The 7342-nt window shown below is 68.6% G+C and carries 5 protein-coding genes; 3 read left to right on the forward strand and 2 right to left on the reverse strand.

The annotated features are described in order from the left end of the window. The first annotated feature begins 384 nt into the window (after positions 1-384). From rpiA to FJV41_RS46970, 3 genes are all read left to right on the forward strand, one after another. The gene (gene rpiA / locus FJV41_RS46960) at positions 385-1098 is read left to right on the forward strand and encodes a ribose-5-phosphate isomerase RpiA (RefSeq protein WP_141649144.1); all 714 of its coding nucleotides are present in this window, start codon (positions 385-387) and stop codon (positions 1096-1098) included. Between the two features lie 334 nt (positions 1099-1432). Then, entirely contained in the window at positions 1433-3046 is a 1614-nt protein-coding gene (locus tag FJV41_RS46965) for a DUF1592 domain-containing protein (RefSeq protein ID WP_174453224.1), read from the forward strand. A gap of 5 nt (positions 3047-3051) precedes the next feature. Next, positions 3052-4488 carry a DUF1552 domain-containing protein gene (locus FJV41_RS46970; RefSeq protein WP_141649145.1) on the forward strand — a complete coding sequence of 479 codons (1437 nt, stop codon included), beginning with the start codon at positions 3052-3054 and terminating at the stop codon, positions 4486-4488. Between the two features lie 96 nt (positions 4489-4584). Here the strand turns inward: FJV41_RS46970 and FJV41_RS46975 are convergent, their stop codons facing one another. After that, complete coding sequence (locus FJV41_RS46975; protein WP_141649146.1) at positions 4585-5607, reverse strand: metal-dependent hydrolase; 1023 nt, start codon at positions 5605-5607, stop codon at positions 4585-4587. A 111-nt stretch (positions 5608-5718) separates the two neighbouring features. Further along, positions 5719-7026: a pectin acetylesterase-family hydrolase gene (locus FJV41_RS46980; RefSeq protein ID WP_141649147.1), complete on the reverse strand. Its 1308-nt coding sequence runs from the start codon at positions 7024-7026 to the stop codon at positions 5719-5721. Positions 7027-7342: the final 316 nt, after the last annotated feature.

A 7342-nucleotide genomic window follows, 5' to 3' on the forward strand; every position in this document is an offset into this window, starting at 1 on the left:
CCGTCCCATGCCGACCACCATCTCATCGAGGTAGGCGCTCAGCGCCTCATCCAGCTTGCGCAGCTGTGCCGGTGTCATCCCGACCGTAGATCATGACCGCCACCTCGATTCAAGTGACCGGGTAGTATTAGCGCCCCCGTCGAGGACGGGGCCTTGATGCATGTTCGCGGCGCCCGTTCGCTTCGCGGGAATGTGCTTTCACACAGTCACTCGGGGCGAGGCGCGGGTGTCGGCACCTGCGGGTGTCGGTGCCTGCGGGTTTCGAGGCGGTGGCCTTTCGAGCGCTCGCTGGGGACGGATGTCGGGCGGCAGGCGTCGACACCCGCTCACGCCGAGGCGATGTACCTTTCAATCACGCGGAAGGGCGGACGAAGGAGCGGGGTGATGGAGTTCGATTCAAGCGCGCGGACGGGACGCTACAAACGGGCTGCCGCCGAGGCGGCGGTGGACCGGTTCCTCCTGCCAGGGATGCGCGTGGGCCTGGGCACCGGGAGCACCGCGGCCTTCGCGGTGCGACGGCTGGCGACGCTGCGCGGACAGGGACACCTGCTCGATGTTCTCGGCGTCCCCACGTCACGCGCCACGCAGGCTCTGGCGTTGGAGCTGGGAATCCCCCTCACCACGCTGGAGGAACACCCCGAGCTGGACGTCACCATCGACGGCGCCGACGAGGTGGCGCCAGACCTGTCCGTCATCAAGGGGGGAGGCGGCGCGCTGCTGCGCGAGAAGATCGTCGCCCAGGCCAGTCGCCGCGTCGTCATCGTCGCGGACGTGGCGAAGCTGTCACCGAAGCTCGGCACCCACTGGCCCGTGCCGGTGGAAGTGCTGTCGTTCGGTTGGCGCTCGCAGCTACGCTTCCTCGAGTCCCTTGGCGCTCGCGTGACACCGCGCAAGGGCGCCAACGATGCGCCCTTCCTCACGGACCAGGGCAACCTCGTCCTCGACTGCGCCTTCGGTCCCCTCGATGCACCGTCGACACTGGCCGAACGTCTGGGCGCGCGTGCGGGAATCGTCGGCCATGGCCTGTTCCTCGGCATCGCCACGGACCTGATGGTGGCGGGCCCCGGGGGCGTCGAACACCGGGTGCGCCCCACCTGAGTCGACCCCTGACATGCGGGGCCCGTGCGAGGGTGCCCGTCCGCCCGCATGACGTGCTGGCGGTCGTGTGTCGCGTGGGTGGGCGAGTGTCGCGTGGGTCACGAGCGCTCCACCATTGGGGGCTCTCGCACGTGGGTCGCGCGACGTGGACGTAGGCGACTGTCGGGCGCGCTCGGCGGTGATTCTCGCGGGCTTGGAAGAGCGTGGAGCGCGGCCCTCACATGGTGCGTCAAAAAGTGCGAAGGCCACGACAGCGCGCGCGGTTACACTCGGCTGCGTTCCAGCGCTTCAGAGGGGGTTTCTGGGGGCTGCTGGCTCAGAGGGTGCCTTTCGTATGCGAATCATCCGTTACTGCCTCCCCGCGGCACTGCTGTTGGTGACCGCCTCCTGCTCAGGCGACACATCTGGCGGAGACCCTCCCGAGGTGTCGGAGGCGTCCCCCGCGCGAGTGCGTCGCATCACCCGCGCCGAATACGACAACAGCGTCTACGGCATCGTGAAGAACCCCACGCTGGTGCCCATGGCGCAGCTCTTCGCGCCCGAGGACGCCATCCTCGGCTACACCACGCATGATCGCCTCCAGGTGACGCCGCTGCTCGCGGACCAGCTGGACTTCGCGGCGGAGCGGAACTGGGGTCCTGTCGCGGCCAACAACCTGGCGAGCGAGTACGCCTGCGCCGAGGGACAGAACGAAGAGGACTGCGCACGCTCCTTCATCCGCGCGCTGGGCGCTCGCGCCTTCCGTCGGCCGGTGACGGCCGAGGACGAGAAGGACCTGCTCGAGCTGTGGAAGGCGGTGCGCAAGGACACGGACCCGAAGAAGGCGGCCGAGTACGTCATCCAGGCGGTGCTCACGTCGGCGTCGTTCCTCTACCGCACGGAGCTGGGAGAGCCCGGTGGACCGGCGAACAGGGTGGTGTGGCTGACGCAGCAGGAGATCGCCACGGCGCTGGCGTTCGCCGTGACGGGTGCGCCTCCTGACGCGGAGCTGACCACCGCCGCCAGCTCGGGGCAGCTCAAGACGGCCGATGCGCGCGAGGCCCAGGCACGTCGCCTGCTGCAGACGGAGGCGTCCAAGAGGTACCTCCAGCGCTTCGTCATGGAGTGGCTCGGGCTGACCGGCCTGGAGAGCGTCAACAAGAACAACCAGGTGTTCCCGGACTTCAGCCAGATCTTCAAGCTCTCCGCGAGCGCGGAGACGACGACCTTCATCGACCACGTCCTCACCAACGAGGGTGGCTCCGTGAAGGAGCTGCTGGGCGCGAACTACACCTTCGCGAACGGCCTGATGTCGCTGTTCTACGGCACGTCGCAGACGTCAGATGGACGCATCGGCAGGGTTCCTCTGCCGGAAAACCGGGTGGGCATCCTCACGCATGCGAGCGTGCTGACGACGTACGCGCTGTTCGACTCCAGCTCGCCCATCCGTCGCGGCAAGTTCGTCCTCACGCGCCTTCTGTGCCGTGAAATTCCGCCGCCCCCGCCGTCCGTCATCATCATCCCGCCCGCCGTCAATCCGGACAGCACCACCCGCGCCCGCTTCGCCGCCCACACCGACAACCCCACGTGCGCGGGCTGCCACCGTCAGCTGGACCCCATCGGCTTCGGCATGGAGGACTATGACGGCCTGGGCAAGTACCGCACGACAGAGAACGGCCTGGACGTGGATGCCAGCGGCTCCGTCGAGCACGCCAACGGCAAGTTCACCTTCACGGGCGGCGCCGAACTCGCGCGCTGGCTCGCCAGCAGCGAGGACGTGGCCGACTGCGTGCCGCTGCAGCTCTTCCGCTACGTCATGGGGCGGGATGAGGACACCGTCGATGGGCCGATGCTCACCGACATGCGCTCGCGCTTCCGCGCGGACCCGAAGCTGAAGCTGGGCGATGCCCTCGTCGGCCTCGTCCGCTCACCGTATTTCGTCCACCGGCGCACCACTTCCCCCGAGTAGCCACCATGCTCCGCGAACTCTCACGACGCTCCCTGATCAAGACCCTGGCGGGCTCGGCGGCGGCGCTGCCCCTGGCCAACCTGCTCGGCACCACGGACGCGTATGCCCAGGGCACCACGCCCCCCATGCGCTTCATCGCCATCTTCACCTCCCATGGGTGCCTGCCGGAGTACTGGAGTCCGAAGGGCGGCGAGCTGGACTTCAACCTCGACTTCCCCAACTCCATGCTGGCTCCACTCCAGCGCCACCGCTCCAAGCTGCTGGTGCTGGATGGCCTGGACTACCAGGTGCTCTACGAGCACGGCCTGACGGGCCACGAGGGCGGTCCCGTCACGTTCCTCACCGGCAGCAAGGTCAACACCGCCAGCGGTGACGACCTTCCGGAGAACGCCTCGTTGGACCAGGTCCTCGCGGCGCAGATTGGCGGCGCCACGCGGTTCCGCTCCCTCCAGCTCAACGCGTGGGAGCAGTTCGGCGGCCAGCACGTCTACAACAGCATCAGCTTCACGCCGAACGGCGGCCGCGTGCCTTTCGAGAGAGACCCCGCGGGCGTCTACCAGCGCCTGTTCGGCGCCGCGCCGTCGCCGACCTCGGACCCGGGGGAGAACGCGCGCACGCTCGCGCGTCGCAAGAGCCTGCTGGACTATCTGGTCAAGGACGCCACCCGGCTGCGCAACCGGCTGGCGGGCGCGGAGCGGCAGAAGCTGGAGACGCATCTGGAGTCGCTGCGGGACATCGAGCGCCGGCTGGGCTCGCTGAGCACGGCGCCCACGCCCTCGCAGGAGCCCGTGCCGGCGGAGGCCGCGTGCAGTGGTGGTGCGGCGCCTCCGGCGTTCGACCTGGGGCAGCTCGGCAACCTGGAGAACATGCCGACGCTGACCAAGCTCCACATGGACCTCATCGTCCGGGCCTTCGCGTGTGACTTGACTCGCGTGGTGACGATGACGATTCCGGGCCCGTCGATGCCGTGGCTCGGCATCCACGAGGACACGCACAACGACCTGGCGCACCGCCTGGACGTGACGGACGAGCCCTTGCGCTCGCAGATTCGCGGGAAGATGGTGCAGGTGCAGCGCTGGTACGCCGAGCAGGTGGCGTACCTCATGGACGGCCTGGCCTCCGTGCAGGAGGGCAGCGGCACCGCGCTGGACAACACCCTCATCCTCTGGGGCAACGAGCTGGGGGATGCGTCCGGCCACATGAACGTGCGCGTGCCCACGGTGCTCGCGGGCGGCGCGGCCGGGAAGTTCCGCATGGGCCGCTTCCTGCGGCTGCGTCCGGAGGGCTCCGACCCGCTGAGCGGCTGGAGTGGCCCAGGCACGCCGATGCCGGATGCGGTGGCCCACAACAAGCTGCTGGTGTCCATCGCCCAGGCCTTCGGGGTGAACGTGAACACCTTCGGCCATCCGGACTTCAAGGGCCCCCTGTCGGGCCTCACCTGAGTCCGGTGTCTCGCGGCGGGGCCGGACGTCCCGCCGCGAGCCTCCCTTCGGGCCTGGAAGACGGGCTCGAAGGGCAGGCGTATCCCCGCCGTCGCGTCAGGGGGACCGGGACTTCGGTGCCGTGTCCCCGCCGCGCCACCGGCGCAGCAGCTCGGAGGCGCTGCCGCCTCGCTCCAGCCGGGCCTCCGTCACCGTCCCCGCCGCATCCACCCGCACCACGAAGGTGAGCGTGGGCTCGCCGTGCAGGTGGTAGCGCAGGTCGGCGACGCGCACCTCTCGCCCCGTCTCCACCTGCGTCACCGTCACCACGGGGAAGCGAGCCCACGCCAGGGCCTCGCGCACGGTGGGCACCTCGCGCAAATCTCCGGGCAGCACGTCCACGGGCGCCGTCACCCTGCGGGCCTCTCTGGGCTCTCCCAGGAGCGTCACGTCTCCGGCGGCCAGGACGTCGCCAGGAAGGCGGGCCGCGTACCGCCACGTGCTGAAGGAGAAGGGCGCGGGGAAGACGCGCACGGACTCGGCCCCGGGATGGGCGCCGTCCACCCGCCGCGTCAGCACGCTCCAGGACACGACGCGTGCTCCCACGTAGGCCATGGAGCAGGCGAGCCCCAGGAGCAGCGCGCGCCGCCACACCGCGCGCCGTCGCCACGCCACCACCGCCCCCGCCACCAACGGCAGCGTCACCCACGGGTCCACCACCACCGTCCAGTCCAGGCTCAGCCGCGCATCCGAGAAGGGCAGCAGCACCCGCGTGCCCCAGCCCGTCCACAGGTCCGGCAGCAGGTGCGCGAAGAGCACGGAGGCGAGGCTGGTGAGGAACACCGGGAGCAGCCGGGTGTCGCGGCGGAACACCGCCCAGGCGACGAGCGTGGCGGCCAGGGCGACGACGGGCGCGAAGAAGAGCGAGTGGGAAAGTCCCCGGTGCGCATGCAGCGCCACCGTCACCGCGTCGCCCCTCGCCAGCAGGGTGTCCAGGTCCGGCAGCTCGGCGGCCAGCACGCTCGCCAGCAACACCGCGCGGTCCGTGGATGAAGAGCGCTCCGGAGAGTCGGGGCGTACGTCGGGCCGGCGCAGCGCGCCGACAGCCAGTCCCAGGAGTCCGTGCGTGAGGTTGTCCATGGCGCCCGTGGCTCTAGCGCCTTCCTCCCACGGGGGCCAGCGGCGGGACGCAAGACAACGCCTTGCGCCCCGTCGCCAGTCAGACGACTGCTTCAGCCAGTGGGCCTACGACTACCCGCCCAGCGCGCCGTTGATGAGCGGCGCGACAATGCCCATGCCCGGGTCTTCGGCGTTGTAGCCGTTGGCGGGCTCGTAGATGCGCACGCGCTGGTTGTTGTTCACGAAGCGCGTGAGGAACGTGTCCATGCCCACGAACTCGCTGCGGCACGTCCACGACTGCCACGGCGCTTCGATGTACTCGTACCACTTCTTCTTCTCCATCCGCTGGCAGGCGTGCGCGCCGATGAAGGTGATGATGGTGCTGCAGTGGCTGGAGTTGATGGCGCGCTCGTGCGGGATGAAGTAGCTGAAGTTGTTGTACTTGTTCAGCTCCGTCACCAGCGCGGCCTCGTCCGTCTTCCAGTAGGCGTGCACGGACTCCTTGTCGTTCGGCGTGTGGAAGCGCTCATAGGAGAAGCGCGAGTAGTTGTAGTCACGCGTGTAGCCCGTGTACGCGAGCTGGTCGTTCGGGAACTCCGTGGCCACCATGCGGTTGATGGTGCCGAAGTCGCTCTGGCTGAACGACGCGGGCAGCAGGCCGAACACGGAGTTCAGGTTCCACGACTCACGAATCTTGTCGTGCAGGGCGCGCGACTTGAAGTTGGCGTTTGGCGCCAGGAAGATGGGGCCGGAGTCGTTGAGCAGGTAGCCCTGCGCCGGGTTGATGATGCGACGCGCGAAGTAGTAGCCCGCCGACGTCGCCGTGCCGCCCGCGCTGTAGCCCGTCATCAGGAACTTCTGCACGTTGGGGAACTGCGTCTTCGCGTAGTTCGCCACCGCCAGCGTGTTGGTGTAGCCGCTGTGGTGCCAGGTGAGCGGCGGGTTGGCGCCCGTCTGGTCCACGTACGTCTTCACGTTGTTGCCGATGTGCACGTCGCCCGTGCAGTACGGCACGTAGACGATGTTCCAGCCGTTCGTCACCAGGTTCGTCTTGCTGCGCAGCGGCAGACCCGGGTCGGCGCCGTTGACGAGCGGCGAGACGTACTTCGCGGTGAACTGCGTGATGTAGTCGTCGGCGATGCCGTTGGGGTTCGCCGCGCCCAGGAGGCCCGCACGGCCGCTACAGGTGTCGTAGTCCCAGCACGCGCCGCCACCTTCGAGCAGCATCAGCAGGTTGGGCGAGTTCGTCTTGTGGATGAAGAACTTGAACTGGGAGCCATTGCCACACTTCGTCCCAGGCAGCTCCACCTTCTGCCAGTTGTAGTTGTTGCCGCCATCCACCAGCACGCTGACGATGGATGAGACGATGACTTCCGAGCGGGCGGCGCTGGGGACCATCAGCGCAGCGACAGCGAGGCACGCCACGAGTACGCGCTTCATGCAGGCTCCTCCGGGTTTGGGGGGAAACCGGTTCTATAGCCCACGTTGACCCGAGAGTCAGTCCTGAATGTGTTGTTTCATGTTTCGAGCATCACGGTCGTTTGTGATGCATTGCGGCATGACAAGGGTTGGTTGCCATGTGCGCGAGGCACGCGGTATTCGGACGTCATGTCCGATAATGCTGGGTCGAAGCGTCTGGGCTGGCTGGCGGGGCTCGGGGGTGTGGCGCTGGTGGCCGCGCTCGTGTTCGCCCTGAGCGGAGAGGCGCCGCCCCCGGTGCCCGAGCCAGAGACGGCCACCGCGCCAACCCCGCCGC

The sequence above is a fragment of the Myxococcus llanfairpwllgwyngyllgogerychwyrndrobwllllantysiliogogogochensis genome (assembly GCF_006636215.1).
GTDB lineage: Bacteria > Myxococcota > Myxococcia > Myxococcales > Myxococcaceae > Myxococcus > Myxococcus llanfairpwllgwyngyllgogerychwyrndrobwllllantysiliogogogochensis.

What these genes read in the sequence shown, in the direction of transcription:
- FJV41_RS46970 (WP_141649145.1), top strand. Translation starts at nt 3,052, where the DNA reads ATGCTCCGCGAACTCTCACGACGCTCCCTGATCAAGACCCTGGCGGGC.
- FJV41_RS46975 (WP_141649146.1), bottom strand. Translation starts at nt 5,607, where the DNA reads ATGGACAACCTCACGCACGGACTCCTGGGACTGGCTGTCGGCGCGCTG.
- FJV41_RS46965 (WP_174453224.1), top strand. Translation starts at nt 1,433, where the DNA reads ATGCGAATCATCCGTTACTGCCTCCCCGCGGCACTGCTGTTGGTGACC.
- rpiA (WP_141649144.1), top strand. Translation starts at nt 385, where the DNA reads ATGGAGTTCGATTCAAGCGCGCGGACGGGACGCTACAAACGGGCTGCC.
- FJV41_RS46980 (WP_141649147.1), bottom strand. Translation starts at nt 7,026, where the DNA reads ATGAAGCGCGTACTCGTGGCGTGCCTCGCTGTCGCTGCGCTGATGGTC.